This is a genomic window from Psychrobacter immobilis (assembly GCF_904846285.1).
Lineage (GTDB): Bacteria > Pseudomonadota > Gammaproteobacteria > Pseudomonadales > Moraxellaceae > Psychrobacter > Psychrobacter immobilis_D.
Genome location: NZ_CAJHAD010000019.1, coordinates 43,474 through 65,232, shown reverse-complemented (window position 1 = coordinate 65,232; position 21,759 = coordinate 43,474). Strand labels below are relative to the sequence as shown.

General features: G+C 41.6%; 11 protein-coding genes, 1 tRNA gene and 3 pseudogenes. 4 read left to right on the top strand and 11 right to left on the bottom strand.

Going from position 1 to position 21,759, the window contains the following annotated elements; genetic code table 11:
* The 3 pseudogenes from JMX13_RS10830 to JMX13_RS13695 form a co-directional block, all read right to left on the bottom strand.
* Positions 1-362, bottom strand: a pseudogene (locus JMX13_RS10830) (sel1 repeat family protein); the annotation flags it as partial.
* Positions 363-428: 66 nt separating this feature from the next.
* A pseudogene (locus JMX13_RS10825) lies at positions 429-1,079 on the bottom strand (IS1595 family transposase).
* 199 nt (positions 1,080-1,278) lie between these two features.
* Positions 1,279-1,608: pseudogene (locus JMX13_RS13695) on the bottom strand (IS3 family transposase); the annotation flags it as partial.
* Between the two features lie 192 nt (positions 1,609-1,800).
* Here JMX13_RS13695 and JMX13_RS10820 point away from each other — a divergent pair.
* A complete protein-coding gene (locus JMX13_RS10820) occupies positions 1,801-1,977 on the top strand; it encodes a hypothetical protein (RefSeq protein WP_201612498.1) in 177 nt (58 codons plus the stop codon).
* A 689-nt stretch (positions 1,978-2,666) separates the two neighbouring features.
* On the opposite strand, the gene JMX13_RS10815 is transcribed toward JMX13_RS10820, so the two are convergent.
* From JMX13_RS10815 to JMX13_RS10780, 8 genes are all read right to left on the bottom strand, one after another.
* Entirely contained in the window at positions 2,667-3,869 is a 1,203-nt protein-coding gene (locus tag JMX13_RS10815) for a hypothetical protein (RefSeq protein WP_201612497.1), read from the bottom strand.
* The gene (locus tag JMX13_RS10810) at positions 3,838-5,133 is read right to left on the bottom strand and encodes a nucleoid-associated protein (RefSeq protein WP_201612496.1); all 1,296 of its coding nucleotides are present in this window, start codon (positions 5,131-5,133) and stop codon (positions 3,838-3,840) included. Before JMX13_RS10810 ends, JMX13_RS10815 begins: the two co-directional genes overlap by 32 nt.
* Before the next feature lie 149 nt (positions 5,134-5,282).
* A complete protein-coding gene (locus tag JMX13_RS10805) occupies positions 5,283-5,687 on the bottom strand; it encodes a hypothetical protein (protein WP_201612495.1) in 405 nt (134 codons plus the stop codon).
* A complete protein-coding gene (locus tag JMX13_RS10800; protein ID WP_201612504.1) occupies positions 5,672-6,514 on the bottom strand; it encodes a thermonuclease family protein in 843 nt (280 codons plus the stop codon). Before JMX13_RS10800 ends, JMX13_RS10805 begins: the two co-directional genes overlap by 16 nt.
* 574 nt (positions 6,515-7,088) lie before the next feature.
* Complete coding sequence (locus JMX13_RS10795) at positions 7,089-8,291, bottom strand: tyrosine-type recombinase/integrase (RefSeq protein WP_201612494.1); 1,203 nt, start codon at positions 8,289-8,291, stop codon at positions 7,089-7,091.
* Between the two features lie 167 nt (positions 8,292-8,458).
* A tRNA-Arg gene (locus tag JMX13_RS10790) sits at positions 8,459-8,534 on the bottom strand.
* A 72-nt stretch (positions 8,535-8,606) separates the two neighbouring features.
* Positions 8,607-9,446, bottom strand: coding sequence for a hypothetical protein (locus JMX13_RS10785; protein ID WP_201612493.1), 840 nt, complete (start codon positions 9,444-9,446; stop codon positions 8,607-8,609).
* 65 nt (positions 9,447-9,511) lie between these two features.
* Entirely contained in the window at positions 9,512-10,054 is a 543-nt protein-coding gene (locus JMX13_RS10780) for a hypothetical protein (RefSeq protein ID WP_201612492.1), read from the bottom strand.
* 511 nt (positions 10,055-10,565) lie between these two features.
* Here JMX13_RS10780 and JMX13_RS10775 point away from each other — a divergent pair.
* From JMX13_RS10775 to recD, 3 genes are all read left to right on the top strand, one after another.
* Complete coding sequence (locus tag JMX13_RS10775; protein WP_201612491.1) at positions 10,566-14,930, top strand: exodeoxyribonuclease V subunit gamma; 4,365 nt, start codon at positions 10,566-10,568, stop codon at positions 14,928-14,930.
* Between the two features lie 84 nt (positions 14,931-15,014).
* Positions 15,015-19,460 (top strand): UvrD-helicase domain-containing protein, encoded by a 4,446-nt coding sequence (locus JMX13_RS10770; RefSeq protein WP_201612490.1) that lies wholly within the window; start codon positions 15,015-15,017, stop codon positions 19,458-19,460.
* 45 nt (positions 19,461-19,505) lie between these two features.
* Positions 19,506-21,731 carry an exodeoxyribonuclease V subunit alpha gene (gene recD / locus JMX13_RS10765; protein ID WP_201612488.1) on the top strand — a complete coding sequence of 742 codons (2,226 nt, stop codon included), beginning with the start codon at positions 19,506-19,508 and terminating at the stop codon, positions 21,729-21,731.
* The last annotated feature ends 28 nt before the right edge of the window (positions 21,732-21,759 follow it).

The following is a 21,759-nucleotide window of genomic DNA, read 5'->3' as shown; positions in this document are numbered from 1 at the left end:
TTTTTATATAACTCAAATGCTTTAGCATCGTTTTGACCCACGCCTTGACCCTTCTCATACATCAATGCCAGCATCCCCTGCATTTCTTTGTCTCCATGGTTAGCTGCTTGTTGTAACCAATAAAATGCTTTTGAATAATCTTGAGAAACGCCTTTACCATAGTAATATATGAGCCCTAATTGTCCTTGGCTTGAAGCGTCTCCTAGATTAGCTTGTACTGTGAGATATTCAAAATCCTTCTCAACATCCGATTTCACGGTTGGAACATTGTTTTGAATGCTATTCATTTGAGTATTAATGGCTTTAGTACACCCTGTCAGCATAATGCCAGTAAGCAAAAATGCTGCTAGTCTCTTTTTCATAACTGCTTATCCTATTATTTAATGAAGTTAACACTATAATTTATTATTTGGGGCTGTCCTAGATAACTAGTTCAGTTCCTGTTTAACCCATTGTTTTAGTTGATGTAATTGGCGTTTTGGATCACTGTTATTAAAACGCCACTCACATTCCTTTAAAAACAGATGGAAATGCTCTTTTGGGATGCCATTATATTTACGCATATGTCGCTTGGCTTGGCTCCAAAAGTTCTCTATTCCGTTAATATGGTTTTTGTCTTGTGCAAACTCTTTTGAATGATTAATGCGGTAATGGGTAAACTCACTGACATCAAGCGCGTTGTAACTTCTGAATGAGTCAGTATAGACAATACTATCAGGCTTTACTTTCTCTCTTATAATAGGGATTAAGGTATCGGCTTTGGCATTAGGGATGATACAAGCGTAGACGCTACCATTACGCTTAAGCAGTCCAAATACAGGAACTTTGTTACCAGCACCGCGACCACGTTTGCCTTTGCGTTTGCCGCCAAATTAGCTCTCATCAACTTCTATTTCGCCTTCTAGAAGGCCTGGTTCCTGACTGTTTTCATAAATAAGTAGTCTTAGCCTGTGAAAGTAATAGCTAGCTGTTGTTTTATTAACACTCACTAAGCTTGCTGCTGTTCTTGCGGTAGAACCAGCAACAAATAGCTCGATAAGCTTAGTTTGTTTGTACCAACTTAATCTACTCTTTCTCATATGACTATCCTAGATTATTTTACTTATCTAGGACAGCCCCTATTATTTTAATATGCATTGTGATATTCAAATATATATTCTTGGATGGTCTCATTTGGTATACCCTATAAAAACCCTACGCATGACGTTAACAAAACTTATCTGTGCTAGTTTTGACCCCTGCCGTCAAATCCGTACAGTTAAACTTGGGAGATTTTAGTTACGCAGCCTGACGGTAAAAGTCAAACCACACCTGCCTTGGCGATCGACAGCCTAAACCCTTTTGAATTCTAGTTCGGTTATAATCTAGTTCAATGTATTTAGTGATATCGCTAATGGCTTCGAATCTTGTTTTATAGTCTTGGTAATACACCGGCTCATTCTTCCTTGCGGAGCAGTGCTCCTCACACGAGAATTTTTTTATTAAAGTATAGTCAAAGCAATTACTACGCCTGGACATTGAGCCTTTCAACTTATGCTGCTCAACGATCTGATAATAATTATTGCTACAGTACTGACTTCCTATATCAAAATGAACAATAAGCCTCTGATAAAGTCGGGGCAGTTTAAAATATCTTCCTGCCAGCAGTTTAGTTGGAGTAGAAAAACCCATATGATCTAGGAGTAATGTAAATATAATTCGTTTCTTATATTTATAAACATAAGTTAAATTATTGTTGATAGAGGTGATCTACAGTGCTATGGTCAAATTTTCTTTATTCTATTATTAAGGTAGAAGCCTATGAAAATGTGGTCAGCACTTTTTATATCTATATTTATGATGGCACCAGTCGTACAGGCGAATGCTCAGAACTATCCTTGCTCTAAAAGCATGGGCGGTGTATCGCATTGCAAAGATGGTAAATTTGTCTGTAATAACGGCAAGATTAGCCAGTCTAAGAAAACTTGTACTGGTTAAGAAGGGTTTCAACATTATGCTAAATAAAATGGGTTGGTTTATGTTATATAGCTTTCGTGGCCTTATTCGCGTATTGCCTATTCTTTTATTATCAATGGTGTTAACTTTAATTAATAGTAGGCTGCAATCAGTCACAGATGCAGGTTCTTTGGTGTATCTGCTTATTTATATATCAAACGGTCTCACTATAGCGGCATTAGGAGCATTAGTTTTTGCAGCTCTTGTATGGATAGATACTTGGATAACTGATTATCGGTCTGACTACTTACCCAATTGGATTCGAAAAGACTTATATTGAGCAATAAAAAACCGCCAATCAAGGTGGTTTTTTATTGTCTGAAATACTACTGAGTACACAGGGTTAAAATAGAGTGCTAGCCTAAATGATGATGATCATAGTGGCAGTGGTGAAGACGATCGTTAGGGCAGCGGCGATTAATAAATGGTATTTAAACTGAGACATTTGTTGCTCCTTATTATTATTCAGCAGATTCTATACCAGTTTATTGAAAACCCTATGTGATTTTATGGACTATATGGTCAACTATTATTTGTATTGAATTGGGTGAAGTTTAAGCGATAAAAAACCCACTGTGATGTGGGCGATTAGCTATAGTATTGCTTGCTATTTAGCTGTCGAAATCCATACTCTCCTGTTGTGATGCTTTTTGATAATCCAAAATCTATTGCTAATTAGACAAAGCGAAAGGCAGAAGGTTGAAGATGTAGCAATAACTCCAAGTATGAAAATAAGAAAGACAGTTAGTAATAACGAGAGTAAGTAATAACGCTACACCAACAAGATAAATAGCATGAATTACTATCTTAATTTTAACAGGAGCTATTTCCCTGTCCCACTTATCTTTAAGTTCTTTAGGTATATCATTCTCAGTGACGAAATTTCTCGTCTGACATCTCAGGTGCCATAAATTATAGACCTGTTGTAATGTGGCGTATAAGACCATAGAGCAGTAGATCATGAAAGAACCCACTAAAAAACCATTAATGCCTGAGTTGGTTTTTGTGATAGAGATTAGAGCTACTGCCAAGGGTATTGCTAAAATTTGGTTTTGTAAACCAGTAATAATATCATTAGCTTTTTCTAAAAACTTTTCTACATGTTCAGCGATTTTGTCATTAAATTTTGAGAACTTAAAATCATCAAGGTACAGAGAATACCTCGAGAGTATGGATTGATAAATACTTAAGATATTTTCCAATAGAAAGAATATTCTTTTATCTGCATCCTGATTGCTTAGCTTATCTAGTAATTCAACAGCTACTATCGTGTTTCTCTCTGTTTCATGAACGAGTAATGATTTCTTAACTTCGTCATTATCACTTATGTCAGCGTTTAACCAATCAGTTAGCTTTTTAACAGTGTTGAGTAGATCTTCTGACTGCTGATAACTCTTAGCAATCTGTAAATATTTTTCAGTAGCCCTTATTTGGATTGGTATTTCACAATGTGTTTGTGCAAAAATGACAATTTGATTGTTTTGATAATAGTAATGTTTTTTCAAGCAATAGATAAAATTATGTATTACCTCTAGAGAAGTTATTAAGCTTTCCGCTCCGACTTTATCTTCATAAACAACCGAATCGCGCTCTATTTCATTTGAGTTTAAGGTGTGTTCTATATAGCTTTGATATGAAGCGTAATGGCCCGATGAGTTGTTAAGTGTTAAAGTGAAATCAATATCACTTCCAACTTTGTAGGAGAGCGCGCTAGTTTCAAAGAGCACATATTTTGTTAGATTCCCACTTTCAAATAGCTTTATCATCGCTACTTGTTCTGCATTTTTTAGCACAAGGTTGCCTTTAATATTGTTCTGTTTAAAAACAATATCAGTACCTTGTTCAATCAGCGTTAGTATCTTCGTTTCTATCATATTGTTTTGCTTTATCAAAGGCTTTTTGAACGGTTAATAATTCGTCAGCGTCTAGTGTAATCTCTAAAACTGGGTTACTAACATCATCGTCATTGATTCTCATCTTATCGCCAAGTTGAATCTGCTTACCACTTATCTTAATAAAGTTTTCGCCACCTATACTAAAATCAAACATTTCAAAGTTTTGAAGCGGTTTTTTGGCAGGGGCAAAGATGTTGCTATTATCTTCGTCATTTGCTGCATACCCATTATTTTCTCTAAATGTCTTAAAACTACTTTCGTCTGTTATATTGAGACTCACAGACTGAGCTTTTGTAGATATTATAGGGTCAATATCTTCAGTAATATTGATTAACGTTTTGCTTTTTGCTTTTGCTTTTAATGTAGTTAATACATCACTATGGATTTCTTTTCTGCTTTTGTCGTTAAATATACTTTGAGAGAGGTATGCATTTAGGGTTTTCATTATCTTTGTTGTAGCAGTATTATCGTCCAGTCTAAACATTACAGGTATAAAATTTTGAATATACTCAGCTATTTTTTCACTTGTACCTCGCTGAATCCAAGCAACATAGCTTTTCGGTTCGTAGCCCTCTATTTCTAATTGTTGATGATGTTCCATAAGCATATCTATGTCTATTCTGCAGGCAATCTTGAGCGCTGAAGCATCAATGTGCTTAATATCAAGAATATCACCTGTAGCTTCGTCAATTGTTATATTATCAGTTAGGCTTAGCAGTGCTATATATAAGTAATGTTTACCGTTTTCATTGTAAAAGATAATTGGAAGATGATCGCCAGTGGTCATATCTTCTTTATAAATATGATAATGCAAAGCTTTGGTCAATAGGTTAGAAATACGTCTTAACTTAGTCTGCTGGAACGACTCAGCACTTAATGTATCAGGTAATTCTGATAATTCTGGTGGCGGTTGAATACTAAAGTCTAGATCGTTATTATTCTGTAATAAAACAAAGTTGTGATTTCTCTCGTTAAAGAATTCGAATTTTAAAAGGCTTAAGTACTCTTTAACAAATAGGTGCTCTTTTATTATATTGCTTAAAGTATTGTTATTATCGAATGATTTAGAGTTAGAGTGAGCTAATCCGTGTTTAGCTAGTTGTTCATCCAAAAAATTTATTAATTTGACAACTTGGACCGAATCAGAGTGTAGGCTGTCTCTTATAATTGGTGGCTCAGAATTCTGCTGTCTAACCTCTTTAAGGATTTGGTGGATGATACTTGCTTTTACTATAATAGTCATTACTGCTCCAATAATAGTTCACATCCAGTAATAACGAAGATGTGTAGTAGGAACATTATTGAATGCTTACATCATCACGTATTTGGAATTAAAAGTTAATATATAAATCTAAAAAAGCGACAACCGCTGTCGTTTTATTTACCGTTTTTCTAGCTGCTATCCTCAATCTTACCTCTTTGCTCATCGCACAGCTCCAACCCAATCTCTCTAGCCTCACTCAAATCAGCGCCTTGCTTGATGCTATAAGGCACGTTTGGAACCAGACCTGCTTGCTTTAGAGACTCTGCAGCAACTTTATTAAGCGGAGTACCAATAGAGGACTCGTCAATATAGCCTGCAGGTTCAAAATACACCTCAGTGCCAAACGTTGGATAATATACACAGGATATTTCACCTGATGTCGTAAATGGGTAAGGCGTATCATGATCAGCAGACCAGAACATTTCATGCACCGCAACATAGCCAGAAACAAATTGACGAGCTTGGCTGTCATCTTGAGAAGGGGTGCATGCAGCTAACGATAAGACAGCGATGCTAATTAGCCACCTGGACATATTGATTCGCATGGCACACCGTCCTTATCGCCATCAATCTGTGTATTGCCACATAGAAGTTGCTGTTCAGCTTCTACGCACGTTGTTATCTGACTACAGGTTTTCTTGATAAAATTGCTGCAGATAGAGCTGGTAGGTGGCAATGGAATAACAGTGTCAGAACTACCTGCGCTAGGTTTGCTATAGCACTTGCTAGCACCTTTTGATGGCAAACGATCATTATTAAAGTTAAGGTCAGAGCTATTTTTACCGCTTCGATAATCGGATGGTTTTATAGGATATCGATTTGCCCACAAGCCTCTACCGTTTGAACGCGCCACAATCTCAGCGTTGGCATACTCAATGCGATCGTAAGGTGTCTGACTACTTTGATATTCCTTGTAATGCCAAGCTGCACCTTTTTGCAATTGATTCAGGTTACAGTCAACGTTATTGGCAATAACCTTACCAAGCAGGCGATCATACCTATCTCTTTCAGTCCACTCGATAGTAACAATCGCATTATTTACACACTGAGATAGGGCAGTAGTGCTTTCTGTTCCATACTCTTGTGCCGACTCTGGTGCATCAATACCTAGTAAGCGTACACGCTCGCTTTGTCCTGATGCTTGGGTAACCTCTACCGTATCACCATCGATAACACGTGTCCCAGTGGCATTCAGCACATTAGGTTCATAGCATTTGTTTGTATTACCACTGTTAGAGCCATTATTGCCACCGACGACGCCAGTAGATCCCATAGTAGCGTCTCTCATGGCGTCAACATCATCATAACCACCACACCCAGCAAGAGCTAAGACCAAACCAACAATAACTAAGTTTCTCATGAACAATCACCAGGGTAATATTTACCCAACTGTAAACGATTGGTAAATTTTCGGCAACTGTTTAGAATTGATATTTAAGGTTTTTGTGCATGAGAAAAAATACTGAGTATCTATTTATCAAGCTCCAGTATTAATAATATCACCTAAAAAAAGTAAGTTTCATACCTCAGCCGCCACACTTGCAAAGGAATTATTGGCTTCTCAGTCTGAGGAGGCGCACATTCCAAATATTAGAGCATTAGTAGATCAGGGAAATATGTTATCTCAATACAGTCTTGGCTTGAAGTACGATAGGGGTGACGGTATTCAGTAAAACTATTCAAATACTATGAAGTGAAAAAAACGGAAGAACAAGGATTTACTCCTGCTCAAGCTGAAGTTGGAGTGACATATGAAAACGGCAAAGAGGTTCATGAGGATTATAAAAAGTCGCTTGGATCGTTCGAAAAATCTGCCAATCAAGGAAATGCTAGTACTTATCTTATACCGTCTTGGTCTAGGAGTTCCTGAAAACGAAGCACAAGCAAAATAAAATGAGCTCTAATGCGTTGAATAGCAGAGCTCACTTTATTGTTCATAACTTCAAACTATCTAAATAATCAGCCCATTTTTGCATCATTTCTGTACGTTCTTTGAGCAGGGTGGTTCTGTTATACGCGCGACCGTGCATGTCACGCACGCGATGACCCAGCTGCATTTCAACCAATTGTTCACTAAAGTTGAGCTGTTCGACAATCATGGTGCGGGCGCTGGCGCGGAAGCCATGTATGGTGTGAATATCACCAGCAATGCCAAGCCGCTTGAGAGCTTGGTTCATGGTGTTTTCGGACATTGGTTGGACGCTGGTGTGAATGGCAGGAAAGACGAACTCACTCCTTCTATGCTCGGAAAGGGCGGTTAATATCTCAATCGCTTGATCAGGCAGCGGTACAACTAATGACGTGCCAATCTTGCGTTTTGTCTTGCGGGGTGTAAAAATCCAAGTCTTTTTTTCTAAGTCAAACTCATCCCATTTAGCATAGCGTATTTCACCAGCCCTGACAAATAACATCGCAATTAATTTTAAGGCGCTCCTAGTCTCGAATAAGCCGTTGTAATCATCAATATCCCGTAACATAGCGCCAAACTCTTCAGGGTCTAATATGGCAGGGTAGTGCTTCACTGGTGGCTGTTTTAAAGCCCCTTTGAGGTCTTGTGTCACATCACGCTCACATCTTGCTGTCTGTACGCCATACCTAAATACTTGACCCGCCAGCGACTTCATTTTTAATGCTGTTTCAAGAAAGCCCTTAGATTCGACAAGCTTGCAAGCGTCCAGCACGTCGATAGGTTTGATTTGGCTGATTGGCATGTTACCTATAACCTCGCTTAAATAGGCGGCATAGCGTCTATTATTTGAGTGTGTGGCGGGTGATAGGTGTGTCTGTCTTGATATGTACTCTTCCGCTATTATCTCAAAGGTGTTATTGGATTCTAGCAGCTGTTGCCGTTCATCGTCTTTCTTGACCTTGCGCGGGTCTTCACCATTAGCTAATTGAGCCTTGATAGATTCCCTTAGTCGCCTTGCGTCTGCCAAGCCAATCTCAGGATATTGCCCAAGCGTCATTGTCACGCGCTTCTTGGTAATAGGGGTTGTAAAATCTTGCCGCCATGATTTCGTGCCAGCCTTGCTGATGTGCAAATATAAACCACCGCCATCGGTAAGATTTTGGATTTTGTCAGTAGCCTTGGCGCTGCTAACCTGAGTGTTTGTAAGGGGTTTGACAAATTTAGCCATTTTATACAGTATCCTTTTAGTGGTTTTTGGTTCGATACTGTATAGAATACTGTAATTTATCCAGTATGCAACTGGTATTTAATGGTATCTACTGGTAGATAAAGGGCACAAAAAAGCCCTGAAAGCTATGCTGGCAGGGCGTTAAAGGGTGTTAAAGGTATGTATTGTGGTGCGCCCACAGGGACTCGAACCCCGATCGATCGCTTAGGAGGCAACTGCTCTATCCTGTTGAGCTATAGGCGCGTAATGGAGTGCCATTGTAGAAAAAATGATTTATAAAAGCAATGAGTAATCATTAGGCATCGGGATTTATGATTATTTACCATTGCTAAGCGCGTCGCCCACATCTACTGAGTGCTCACCTGTTGCTTGTTTGGCACGTGAGCTGGGTTTGAACAAATCAGCCATATCGTTCTTATAGCCGTCGATATTGTTATAATTATAATGACTTAAGATATCTTGACCGGTACTTGAGAGCAAAAAGTTTCTAAAGTTAATCGCAGCAGGGTTCTGCGTTAATACAACGCCATCTACTGTTTGCGTATCTTGTAAGGCATAGCTAAAAGAGCTAATGCTACGGGTATTAGTATTATCGCTTTTGGCTTGAGCCGCAACTTCAGCATCAGTCTTACCATTTTCACCAACCCCGTCTTCTACCATACTATCTTGCGCAGTGCTATTATTCACTTTGCTTCGATTGTGCTTATCTTGAGCCGTCTTTATTTTTTCTTGCAATGGTGATAAGCGCTCTTTTGACAGCTTGCCATTGGCAATAATCAAATCGGTATTAATGACATAAGACGCACGCTCATCGTCAGTGCGATTACTGTCGCTAAAGTCACTATCAGATAAAGTGAGAATGGCAGCAGAAGAGACATAGTTAGTCGCTATCTGCACATGCGGATAGCGTGATTGAAAGCTTGCGATAACAGCGTTTAGAGGCGCTTCTAGCTTGTCTTCTGCTTGTATATGCAAGGTGCTTTTAGCAATGGCATTTTCGTCATTATCCGCAGTCGATGAATCATTGTTGTTTGCCAAAATGGGCAGAGGATCCATGTTTTTGCGGTTACTGGTCCATAACCAAGTAAAGATGGCGATAAAAATAATCAACAGCAGTAAAATAAGCCCCGCTAATAGCAGCTTGTAATCTTTCATAGGCTATCGTTCTTTTCTTGGTTAATGTCATCAATGATTTGTATAGAGGATAAATGGTAGCAGATTTACTCGTGTTGATTTAACACTTCGTCTGCCAAATCTGCCAACATATCAGCAAAAATATCTGTTACTTCTACAGCCGCTGTTGGTTGCTCGCTACTTTTTTGCTTAATGCTGCTATCGTTATTTAATGGCGCAGGTTGGTAGTTTGAAGGGGAAGCCGTCTGCTTGTCAATCGCTTTTGTTTCCGCTATTTTAGGCGCTCCCGTTTGGTGAGCGGCTAATGGTGATTCACCTGTCGCAAGCTTATCTTTTAGCCACTTAAAACCATTTGTCTCCCACCAGGCCTCAAAGCGTGGTAACGTGCTGCCGCGAACTGCCGCTGGCAAGTTCAAAGTACGTAGTTTTTGCGCGAGCACGGGGTCACTGATGGCTTGATGAATGCTTAGATAAAGCGAGGTACTATCATCGGTATAGGGCTGCCTATTTTGCCACGACCTATCATCAATTTTCATGCGTGGCAGTGCCCACAGCTCACCGCGATAATATACAACATATAATCGCCGTTTAGGATGAACGAAGATGGCATCAATGGGACGCAAAGGCATAGTATTATAATATCTCGTTAATATAGAAAATGATTGAACGCTTAAGTAGCAACAATGGCAAACTGCGACATAATGAAAATAACACTATCTTGTTTTACAGCTCAATAATCTTTCAGCAACGATAAGCGGTATAACAGCGCGACACTGACTGTCGTGACGTCATGCTAGCGCAGTGAATAAACTGGTAAATAGCCAGTATCAATGGCACACTCATATTTGCTTTTTTTTATAATCTCTCAAGCTTATAAGTAATGAGGCAGTCATCGTTAGCTGTTAGCATTATTTTAAGATGCTTAGTATTTAAGATGTTTAGTATTGAATTACGGTCATTATGCTAGCAGAAATATAGAGTAGTAACGACTGCGAAACATGGATTGGTGAGTATCCTTTAGTGTGTTTCTTAATAACTATCAATATGCATTAAGAATCTATAGTCAGTTCAAAATAGCGTTCTGAGGGTATAAGTTTTCCTCTTAGCATTCACCTTATCAACTCAATCAGACTATCCTTTATGTTTACCATTATTCAGTCGCACCGTACCGAACACTTAGTTGAGCAATTACTGACTGCTTATCAGTCTAAAAACTTGCCTATCTTTGAAGAGTTTATTGTCATTGTGCCATCGATGGTATTGGGCGATTGGCTGGACAAATCGATTGCCAGTCAAGCGGGTATCAGTACCTTGGTGACCACCAAGTTTTGGGGTCAGTATCAGTGGACCTTGATGCAAAAGGTCTTGGCTGAGCACAATGTCTGGCTTGAGGCCAATCAGCGCGAGCAAGAGATTGTGACGGTGCCTGAGGTTGCGGTATTAACTGGGGCTGTGATGCAATGGCGGCTGTTTGGTTACTTTACCTATTATCAAGCGCAGATTATGGCCGATGATAAGCATCCTTTGTATCCGCTGCTATCGGCGTTACTCGATGAAGAGGCCGATCGTAGTCAGCAAGATGTGCGTCTATGGTCGCTGGCGACAGATTTTTCACGGGTATTTAGCCGTTATTTGACCCACCGTGAGGACTGGCTGACCTTATGGTCTGATAATAAAGCGGTTGATGTCGAGCTACTGGTCGCTGAAAAAGACAAGCTAACCATGGAGTTTGACAAGTATGCTGGTAGCACGCCTGAATGGCTAGTTGCGCATTATACCGAGCTTGAAGTCGCTCAGCGGCACTTATGGCGGTTATTGTTTGCTTCGGTGTATGAGCATCGCGCCTCTATTGAGACGCGCTTTTGGCAAATCATGGCGCAAGATAAGGCTGATAGTGGGGTAGATATACAAACGATACTGCCAACCCAGCTGCATATTTTTACCATTCAACAATTGCCACAGAACGAGCTGAATTTCTTACAGCGCTTATCCACTTACATGGATATCACTTTATTACATTACAATCCGTCGCAACTGTTTTGGGCAGATATCGTTGATAAACAGTGGCTACAGCGTCAGCAAGTGATTAACCCTGAAAGCGTGTTTCTACGAGATTATGGGCACACGCTATTGTCACGTTTGGGTAAGCAGTCGCGTGAGACTTTTGCCATGCTGGCAAGCCTATCGGGTAATGAAGACAAAAAAGGTTTTAAGCTTGATTGGCAAGATAAGTTTGATGTCGGCTATCAGCCTAAAACTGACGCACAAGCCGAGCGTCCGCTCAGTCTACTCGCGCACCTGCAACAAGATGTCCTTATGCTGGATGAAAGCGCAACGCAGCAAACGACTGCTGGGCGTTTAAGTGCTGCGCTGAGCAAGCAAATGCAGAATGATTCAAATACCAATACTAATAGCACTTCGAGCAATGAAGAGACTAGTGATAATAATAGCCTAAGCAGATATAATAATTCTAACTCATGGTATAGCGATGATAGCTTAAAAGGCAAGCGCTATGATCAGCCGCGCCAATGGCAATTATCGCAATATGATAATAGCCTAAGCATTCATTCTTGCCATAATTTACAGCGTCAGCTTGAAGTGTTACGCGGTATGATTGGACGTTGGTTAAATGAGCCGAACGAAGATAGTAGCACGCGTCATCTGTCTGATGTCGTGGTATTACTCCCTGATGTCGATCGTCATCATGAATTGATTAATTCGGTATTTGTTAATGGCGAAGGGCAAGATGGTCTGACGCTACCGGCTAAAGTCACCGGTGTAGTCGATAAGTCGATTCGCCAGTTATGGGAAGCGATACGGGGTTTTTATGGCCTATTAGGGAGCGAGAGCGCTCGCTTTGAAGCGGCTGCAGTTTTTGATTGGTTGATGCTGCCGCCGTTATATGAAAGTCTCGGCTTGACGCATGAGCAGATGAGTCGCGCCTGTGACTTATTAGAGCAAGCAGGATTTGTACGCGGTTTTGATGAGGCGCATTTGCAGCAAACCCTTGATGTAGACGACTATGATTATCGGTTTAGCTTTGCTCATGCACTAGATAAAGTGGCACTAGGTTTGGTCATGCCCGAGGCGCAGATTAGTGATTGCCTATATCCTGATAACTGGCAAGACAATGCTTTAGCGGAAAAAACCGTGCCTATGTCAGCGATTAGTTTGGCGGATGCGGCGATTATTGAAGCCTTATGCCGTGTCTATAATGGCTTGCATCTTTGCCGTTACGAGTTTGAAGCCCGTTATAATGCCGAAAAATGGCTCAATAATATTGAGAACCATATCATCCATCCGTATTTTGGCGCCCTTGATCAAACCCGTCCCATGCGCGCCATCTTTAATGCCATGAATGGCTTTAAGAGCAGTTTACGTGCCAACCGTCATTATCAGCACTACCATAGCGAAAACGACAATCGGCCGCATACGACAGTCGACAACGAAACGCCAGAGAATCTATCAATCTCATTACAACTCGAAGCTAGCCAAGTAGAATTAAAATTATCACAAGTCAGCAATCTGCCATTAAAACTGAGCTTTATGCTCGATAGTATCGAAGACGAGCTAGAGAGCCAACAGGTTAGTGCCGAGCCGACAGGGGTGATTACCTTTGGGCGTTTTGGCGCATTGCGCAACGTACCGTTTGGCTTGGTGGTGATGCTCAATATGGATTTGGCTGAGTTCCCCAATCGTGACCGCGACAATCGTTATGATTTGATGAAGTCTGGGCTGGCACGCCGCGGTGATAGGTTTAGCGAAGATGATGACAATGGGGCGTTTTTGGATGCATTATTGTGTGCGCGCAATGCCTGCTGGATTTTTTATAATGGTCAGCGCTTGACCGATGCTCATGAGCACTTGCCTGCCAATCCGGTGAGTGAGTTATTGCAGTTTTTACAAGGTGAAGTGCAATGGCAGTGGGATCCGTTAAAAACTGAGCAGCTTAAGAGCAAATCTTTAACGACTGCTAATGGTGATGAGCAATCGGCTTTGGCAGCGCAAGTGCAGCGTTATCTGCCCAAGCTGATTGAACAGTGGTTAGTGACCCGTCATCCCGCGTTGCCTTTTGCCGAAGAGGTATTTGTGCAATCAGCGGGTGATGCCGTTGGCTCAGATAACCTAACAGCTAGCGAAGAGGATGGCCAAGCATTGATGGACTTGCTGGCGCGTGCTATGCAAAAAGAAAAGCTGTACCAACAAAGTACCAACGCCCCAGCCAAAGTATGGCATGAGGTGTTTGAGCGCTTGCATACTCACGATGACGCCAGCTTGCCAGCCATTAAGGTTAATCTACCTAGCAGCGAGGATTATAGAAATATTGCTCAACGTATTGTTTTAAATAGCGCTTCGTCCCATGCTGTGGTAGCGGGTATAGAAGAGCGGTTTGAGATTAACCAAGTCGATATGCAGTCGCTATACTACCAAGTGCGTCATCCTGCCAAGCAGTTTTTACGCGAGCAGCAGGTACACGTGGTCTTACCTGAAGATGAAATGGCGCACCAAGAGCCTTTGTCATTATCAGGTCTAAGCGCTTATGCTGTGAATACGCAGCTGCTTGATGAATTAAATAAAGAGAGCGATATCGTTACTGATGAGGTAAATGATAAAGCAAGTATTAGTAGCCAGACTAAAAAACCTATCAGCAAACTACTATACGACCCAGTCATGCCAGCTGGCGTGGCGCGTCAATCTACGCTGCGGTATCAGCAGCTTAAACTGCAACAGCAATACCAAGAGTTTGCTGATCAGCTATCGTCATTAGGGATAGAGGCTCATGGTAGTGCTAGTAATAGTAGAGTCTTACTAAGCCCTTGTGCGGAGACCATGACCACGGTTGTGACCCCAGATATAAATCCACAAGGCAAATTACAGATCAAAGGTATGGTGCCCGTTGCCAATCATAATCATAATTCTAGCCTTGATAAATCACAAAACCAGTCATCTTCACCTGAGCTGTGGTTAAATATTCGGCCTAATAGCGCACGTACGCAATATTTACTGCATTTTTGGTTGGCGCATGTTTATTGGCAGGTTGCGCGCCATACCACTGACGCGCAAGTTGCTGCTGGTGACGGTAGGAGTATTTGGCGCTTTAATAAAGGTAGCGATGAGTATAAAAAGTTTAAAGGTAAAACCACTTTTGAGCTTGCGCCTATTGCTTATGATACAGCTTTGGCAGAATTGCTTAAATGGATAAGGTTTGCACATATGGCTGGCAAGATACCGATGACGGTGCTGCCTGTTCATGCGCTTTCTTATCTTGATAAGCTCAATGAAGCCAAAGCAAAAGATAGCGATTATCAGCCGAAGCGTAGTGACTTTGAAAGTTGGTTATGGCCGAGCTTTAACAGCGATGTTATCTATGACACTTGCTCACAGCATGAGCTATGGCAATATATCCTTTATAAACAAGATGTTTTTGCCAAGTTAAAAGACGCTCTGCCAGCCTTATCAGCGCCTTTATTTGCGGCAATGGACGAAGCGCTAATAGCCTTATAAAGGCGTTTAGTGCTAAGCGTTTAATGACTAATGACTAATGAATAATAATGATGTTAATCGTACGACTTTGAACAAGTGATTTTTATGGATCAATATAACAACGCTATCAATACTGCTAATGGCTTAGATAATGTCGGTCATGACTATAGCTATAGCCATATTTCACCTGAAGATATCGTTAATAACGTAGCTGATAAGCCAGAAGAGCCACCTGCGATTCGTATCAAGTTAAACGGCAAGTATTTGATAGAAGCCTCAGCGGGTACGGGTAAGACGTGGACTTTGACGGGTATTGTTTTGCGGCTGCTTATCGAAGCAAAACGTGCGCCTGAGCATATTATTGCCACCACTTTTACTCGCGCCGCTGCTGCGGAGATGCGCCAACGTATCCATGACCGCTTGGTTGATTTTTATCAATTATTACAATGGCTCAATAACGTCCAAGCCAACCCAAGCACGCATTCTATTCTTTACCCGCAGCTTGTAGCTAACAACGACAGGACTAATAATAGAAATACTGATAAAGACAGTCCTAACGATAAACAATCAAATAATGAAGCACTTACATCAGATAACAAGGTAAGTGCAGAGCAACGTCAGGCACGTAAAGAATGGTTAGAAGGAAAGGCTAAGCTATCTGGTAACGCCGATTTGATGGCAGATTCTATCAATAGCCACCTGCTGACATATTTATTAGATCATACTGAAGATTATCCATTAGCAGATGCTATGAGGCGCTGTGCATTGGTACTAACGACATTAGATAAACTGTTTGTTGGTACCTTGGATAGCTTGTCACAAAAATGGCTGTCTGAATATAGTGCCGAAACTGGGTATCAACAAGGCGTACAGATAAGCGACCAAGAACAAATAGTGATAGAAAGCATCATTCATGATGCCGTACGCGCACATCACAGCTATCTGTTTAACCAAAAGCACGAGATTTATCAATTACTGCAGCATACCAATCGTTTGACTGCGCCTGCTGATCATATTGGCGTCGCGCAAAAATCCATGCAATTTATTTCAACGCCTATCGAGAATGTTGATATGGGTGAGGAGATAGACTTTACTGGTTATCAGCAGGCATTAGCTGAATTTAAAAATTGTGATTTAACAGAGTTGCAGCCATATTTTGATATAGAGTTCGGTATTGAAAAAGGGCTAAAAAAAGGCGGTATATTCGGTAAAACCATCTACTCTATTGTTACTATTCAGAGATTAGTTTCTCAATACGAAGCTGCTTTTTTTGCGCATTTAGATGCTGATTCTGAAAGTTTTTATGGTTTAGTGTCCGATGTTTTTGTTAGTGAAGAAGAAGGTGGGAACCTTTTTAAAAAGAAATTTGATGAACAGCGACAAATCCTTGCTAATTTTAAAGGTATCCAGTTATTAGCCGCATTACGCAATTATAGCGAACAAATTAAGCTCTATTTAAATGCATTGGTTGAAAACCTTAACCGCGACATCGCCCTCAAAGTGCGCCAAAAACTGCCATCGATATTAGAAGCGCGTCGTGAGACTACTTTTGCTCTGCAAATGGTACGCTTAAACCAAGCATTGTCAGGTAAGCAAGGCGCGCGGCTGGCACGTTATATTCGCCATCATTATCCGGTGGCGTTGATTGATGAGTCACAAGATATCAATGGTGAGCAGGCGCGCATGATTGAGCGTATTTATCTTTCTAAAAGTAATGATAGTGTGAGCCAGAGCAACAATCGCGGCTTCCTATTGCTCGTTGGTGATCCAAAACAAGCGATTTACGGGTTTCGTGGTGGTGATGTTGCCAACTATAATGCGATGAAGTCCATGTTTGCCAAAGACAGGATTATGACGCTTGATGTCAATCGCCGCTCTAATGAGCGCTTGATTACTGCCTTGAACCACTGGTTTGGCAGACCGACTTCAGAATTGCCAGATGCAAGCTTTGATAACGCCAGTCAATTGGCGCAGTTGGGTAAGAGTATCTACTACCAGCATATAACCGCCGCTAACACGAACTCCCGACTTTCATGGCAAACGCCTATAGAAGGGCAGGTAAAGGTGCAAGCGGAAAATACTGATATCTTATCTAATAGCCCTGTTAGTGTGATTCATCTGCCTTATGACAAACAAGCCAAGTATAATGCATTTGAGCTTACCGCGCTGCATATCGCGGCGTTGCTGGCAAGTGGGCAAACGATAGAAGGGCGAGCTATTAAGCCAAGTGATATTGGTGTTCTGGGTCGCCGTAAGCATGAGCTAAAGCAGGTTGAAGACATGCTCAGCAAGCTTGGTGTCCCAACGCTAGAAACCGCTGAAAAAAATGTCTTTGATACGCCTATCTCTACTGACTTAGCCGCCTTGTTAGAAGCCATGCTGCGCCCGCATCGCCGTGACATCATTAACCGCGTATTGACCAGTAACTTTTATCAGATGAGTCTCAATGACGTACAAGCGTTGATGCTCGATGACGATGAAAGGAACGAAAGCAGTGAAAGCGATGCTCATACTCATATTGAGCAAACGGACAGAAAAATAGATACCGAGCAAGCAGAATTAAAACAACGCTATCAAGACTTCCAGTTATATTTAAAGACGGCGGCTTCCCATTGGCAGCACAATGGTATTTTATCGGCATTGCATTATTTGTTTGCTCGTAACCCTATGGTTAGCGCAAATAGCTTGTCATCCGATAGACAAGCAAAGAGCCAAAATGTGTGGGTGGGGCTTGCTGACTTAGAAGACGGTGCTCGCTACTTGATGGACTTGCGGCATTTGCTCGACATCTTAGCACAGCATGCTATGCATATCGGTGAGCATGAGCTGCTCGTTTGGTATAAGAAAAACATCAATAGTAGCCGTACGCCAGAATGGGCGCAGCAGCAGCCACTACCGACAGAGTCAGGTGTGCAGCTTATGACCATTCATAAATCTAAAGGCCTTGAGTTCCCGATTGTCTATGTTGTCGGTATGGATAGCGCTAGCCCTAAAGCGGGCGGTCGTAGTAATCATAATTTGTTTTTATATGACCATGAAGCAGAAGAAAATAAGACAGAACGCCGCCTGTCTGCCTGTAAGGGCAAGCGCTATAGTAAATCTGCTAAAGGCGAAAAACCAACCGATTATTACGCCCAGTTTGAAACGACGGAAAACTATGAAGAACTCAGACGACTGGCTTACGTTGCTTTTACACGTGCCAGTGAACAGTTATATATGGTGTTGAAAGATAGCTATAACAAAACCGATGCCGAGCGTAAGCCAAGCCTACAATGGTTAAGTTGTGCCGATCATAAGTTTGTATTACCGGATAGACTACAACCTTATGTGGGCTGGCTAGAATACGCCGCTATTGAGCCTATTGCTAAAACGCTGACCGATATAAGCAAGACTGCCAAAAAATCTGACGTTGCTGAATCTATATCGATTACCGATACAGCGCGACGCATCGATTACCAAAGCGCTTATGCCCAGATACAACTAAACTCGTTCAAAGGCTGGGCTAAGACCAGCTTTACCGCACTATCGCGTCAGCTTGGCGAAAAGAGTCAAGCGTTGGCGATATTTGATGATGCGATAGAAGATGACTTAGACCTAACCGATAGTATTCATCTAGCTTCTGATTCTCGGGTGTCTCAAAGTGATGGTGAGCGTAAAACGGTCTCATTAAACGGTAATGAGAGCAATCTAATATCCAGTGATGACATTCGCTTCCGCTTTGTGAAGGGGGCGAATGCCGGTACATTTTTGCATGAGGTTTTTGAAAAGATAGACTTTACGGATAATAGTAAATGGTCCGTTATTATTGATCAAAGTATTCGTCAGTATCAGCTACCAATCAGTTATGCCAGCGCTAGCGCTCAGCAGCGATTACAACAAGGCAAGACATTGCCTGTCGAGCCTGATACCGACAATATGGATTTGACTGAGACAAGTCAGATAGGTGTTGCTCATGAAGAGCTAATGGCTTGGGTAGCTGATGTATTGGCTGCTCCATTACTGGCCTCTGGACAGCCTTTACAAGCAATAGCGCCTAAAAACCGTATCGCTGAGCTTGGCTTTAACATGGGATTGTCAGAAGACTTCACCCCTGAAGGTATCAACCGCATCTTTGCGCAATATTTACCTGATGAGCCGGAGAAGCATATTGAGCTCACTCCGCAGTATGCTAATCATATTTATCGGTACTTACGCGGTGAGATTGACCTCGTTTATGAGTACGCTGGCAAGTACTATGTGGTTGATTATAAAAGTAACTATTTAGGTAATAGCCTAAGTAATTATAATAATGAAAGTCTAAGCGCGGCTATGAATAAAGCAGGCTACTGGTTACAAGCCGCCATTTATCAAGTGGCTTTGCATCGGTTTTTACGTCTGCGTTTAAATGATTACGTCGGTAATGAAACACAGTATTTAGGCGCAGTAGAGTATGTATTCTTGCGTGGTATTGACTCACAAGGTGCACAGAATTATGGGCGGATTCAGTGGCAAATACCGTTTGAGCTGGTCAAAGCGTTGGATGAGATGTTTGGTAGCCCTAGCGCTTTATGATTTTTAAATTAATAATCTTAAAATAATGATAAAAATGGATAAATAATGAGCGATGCTAAAAGTATAAACAGCGTGAGCAGGCCAGCAAAAGCAACCAGTAGTGCTAAAAATACTGTCGGTGATGACGCTGGCAATAGTTGGGCGACGACGATTAGCCAGTACTTATTGCAGCGCCGCGCACAAACGCAGACTGCCTATCAAAGTCAGCTACTACCCAATAGCTCTGACAAGTCGGGTGATATGCAAGATTGGTTGTTTGAGACGCTATTTGAAGTGCTGGTGCAGCGTTTAGAGGAAGGGCATACCGTCCTAGTGCTTGATGCTTTTGATAACGTCGCAAGCGGTGAGGCTATGAATGCCGATAATGGGCTATTTGCTTGGCAGCAACAGCTATTACAACCTTTAGTACAGCCACTGTGGTCGGCATTCACCAACACAAATATGGCAGAAATATCGGCTGCAGAGTTGCTAGAAGATGAGTCATTATGGGAGACAGCGATGCGTCAATCCATACTGTCAGCCTATGACAAACGCATATTAGAGCAGCGCCGAAAAGCTTGCGTGAAGCTTTACCATTCGCTAAAAGGTACAGCTAGTAGTACTGACTCGAAAGAAAATAGCCTAAGTAGTTTCAGTGGGTTATTAAATAAACACCCACTTTTTAATAACAACACCAAAGATAAAAACGATATTACCAGTCCCATTGTCTTTCAAATAAACGAGGACTTAAACAATCGATCTATAAAAATAACCTTATGGCTGCATCGTACTTGGCAAGCAGAATTCGCTCTGGCGCAGCATGTGTTGCGTATTAAAAATCAAAGCCTTATTGAGCTACCGATTAAACTAAGTTCGTCGTTAATTGATGAGCAGCAAGATGCTATCCATATGGCCAATCGCTCGGCATTTAGTATTATCACTGGCGGGCCAGGGACCGGCAAGACCTTTACCGTTGCCCAGTTAGTCATGGCATTACAGCAAGAACAAGCGGCAGACGAGCAGGGTAGTGAGTCAAAAGCCAATTTAGCATTAGCGGCTCCGACGGGGAAGGCGGCGCAACGTATGCAAGAGTCGTTGCAGAATGCCATACAGCAAGCAGGTGTCTCTATGCAACTGCCAGAGGCGAAGACCATACATCGCTTGCTCGGCATTGGGCAGGGCGGGCGCCCGCGCTATTATGAGGATAATCCACTCAGTGAAGATATCGTCATCGTTGATGAAGCTTCGATGCTTGGTGTAGAGCTCGCTAATCATCTAGTGAGCGCCATAAAACCCAATGCGCGGCTGATACTACTTGGTGACGCCAATCAGCTAGCAGCGGTCGATGCGGGGGCTGTATTGGCAGATCTGTGCTGTATAGAGGCGCTACAAGACGTGCACCAACGTTTAATTGCCAGCCGCCGGTTTAAAGAGGACTCAGGCATTGGTAAGCTTGCTAAACTGATTAATCAAACAGATAAGAGTCAAAACCGCAGCGAAAATATGGACGCTGTTTGGCAGCTTCTTCAAAAGGATGACGCATTAAGTTTTTATCATCTGACAGCGGGCAATAATGAAGAAACTAACAGCAGCAGAATTAATAATAAGATAGAAAATAGCCTAAGTAATTATAAATTTCTCAAAACACTATCAAATAATTACCTTGAATACTTCATCCAAACGAAAAAAACACTAACTAAGATCAAAATAGCGAAATCCATACCAACTAAAGAATATCTTACTGAGTTTGGTGAGCTTATAGAGCTACTTAATCGTTTTCGAGTTTTAACGGCTGGGCATCATGGCCGCTGCGGTGACCATTACATCAATAATTATCTGAGCGAGCAGCATAAGACTCAGTTAAAGCTACCACTTTCCAAATCACCTTGGTATCACGGTCGTCCAGTCATGGTATTGCAAAATAATTATGAGCTAGGGCTATTTAACGGTGATATCGGTATCTGTCTGCAAGTAGAAAAGGGGCGACTACAGGTATTTTTTGAGAACAAAAAGCAGGGTGTTAATATCAATATGCTAAGTGATGAGATGATTGCGACTGCGTATGCGATGACCATTCATAAATCCCAAGGGTCGGAATTTGACCATGTAGCGATTAGCTTCGATGATAATAATGCACGCTTATTAAGCCAAGAGTTAATTTATACGGCTGTCACACGCGCTAAAAAACAAGTTTCTATTTTTAGCACCGCCTCGGCATTGACCTCTGCATTATCAACACCAACGATGCGTCAAACTGGACTAAGCTTACAGTTTGAAAAACTGCTAGAGTAGGCGGTTGATTCTACCTTTTAAGATTATC